At 82.1% G+C, this 291-nt stretch carries 1 pseudogene; it reads left to right on the top strand.

Annotated elements, in window-relative coordinates:
- Positions 1 to 220: pseudogene (locus AAHZ94_RS35300) on the top strand (hypothetical protein); the annotation flags it as partial.
- Positions 221 to 291 lie beyond the last annotated feature (71 nt).

Here is a 291-nt window from a genome sequence, read left to right as displayed (position 1 = left end):
GGCCACGCCTTCCGCCCCACCGTCCGCGGGGCCGGCCCCTGCCGCCCCGCCGGGCCAGCAGCCGGGCCAGCAGCCGGCCCCGGCCGGTGAGCCGCCGTGGTGGAGCCCGAGCCGGGCGCGGCAGGCGCTCTCGGGCCAGTACTACATGCTGCTGTTCTGGGGGATGGTGGCGCTGCTCACGGGCCTGGTGGTGACGATCATCGTGGTCGCCGCGGTGTAGTGACGGGGGGCGGCCGGGGGGGCCCGGGGGGCGCGGGGGGGGGGGGGCCCCCCCCCCCCCCCCCCCCCCCC

The organism is Streptomyces sp. HSW2009, assembly GCF_040240285.1.
Lineage (GTDB): Bacteria > Actinomycetota > Actinomycetes > Streptomycetales > Streptomycetaceae > Streptomyces.
This window is presented reverse-complemented; position numbering and strand designations above follow the sequence as displayed.